The following is a 920-nucleotide window of genomic DNA, read 5'->3' as shown; positions in this document are numbered from 1 at the left end:
CGTCGGCAGCGTCAGATGTGTATAAGCGCCAGCCCCCGCCCGGACCTCACCAAGATCACCACCTGGGTTTCCGAATGATCTTCTCCGACTTCGGCAAAGCCGTGAACCAGATGTTCGACGGCCGCTTCGTGAAGGTGCTGGCGATGGGGCTGGGGCTGACGATCCTGCTGCTCTTCGGCGTCTACGGCGTGTTCCTGGCGTTCCTAGACTGGGTCACGCCCGATACCTTCACCATCTTCGGCCGCGAAGTGACCTGGATCGACGATCTGCTCTCCTGGGCCTCCATCGCCCTGATGGCGCTGATGTCGATCTTCCTCATGGTGCCCGTCGCCTCCGCCTTTACCGGCCTCTTCCTCGAAGACATCGCCGCGGCGGTGGAAGACAGGCACTACCCCCATCTGCCCAATGTCCCGCGCTTCCCCTGGACAGAAGCCCTGCGCGACTCGCTCGGCTTCTTCGGCATCCTGATCGTCGTGAACATGCTGATGCTGGTGCTCTACATCTTCGCCGGGCCGCTGATTCCGCTGCTGTTCTGGGCGATCAACGGGCTGCTGCTGGGGCGGGAGTATTACCAGATGGTCGCGATGCGCCGGATCGGCCGCAAGGCGGCCAATGAGAGCCGCCGCCGCCACTTCGGCAAGATCTGGTTCGCCGGCACGCTGATGGCGATCCCGCTCAGCTTCCCGCTGATCAACCTCTTCATCCCTATCCTCGGCGTCGCCACCTTCACCCATATGTTCCACCGGCTGGAGCCGAACCTGGCCGCACGCACCCCACAACCGAGCGGACCGATCCGCTAGACCGGCCCGGCTCCATTTTCTTGCTCCAACTATCTCCGGGGGTGTCGCACCGAAGGTGCGCTTTCGGCGCAACGGGCTGGCCCCCACTCCTGCAGCAGACATCGGCGCGACGCCCCAAGC

1 protein-coding gene is annotated in these 920 nt (G+C 64.0%); it reads left to right on the top strand.

The annotated features are described in order from the left end of the window. The first annotated feature begins 74 nt into the window (after positions 1-74). A complete protein-coding gene (locus DYI42_RS23925) occupies positions 75-800 on the top strand; it encodes an EI24 domain-containing protein (protein WP_244868123.1) in 726 nt (241 codons plus the stop codon). Positions 801-920: the final 120 nt, after the last annotated feature.

The organism is Vannielia litorea, assembly GCF_018424695.1.
GTDB classification, from domain to species: Bacteria; Pseudomonadota; Alphaproteobacteria; order Rhodobacterales; family Rhodobacteraceae; genus Vannielia; species Vannielia litorea_A.
Note: the sequence above shows the minus strand (reverse complement) of the source record. Positions and strands in the feature narration are given on the sequence as shown.

Excerpts from the sequence above, each read along its gene's own strand:
- DYI42_RS23925 (WP_244868123.1), top strand. The coding sequence starts at position 75 with ATGATCTTCTCCGACTTCGGCAAAGCCGTGAACCAGATGTTCGACGGC.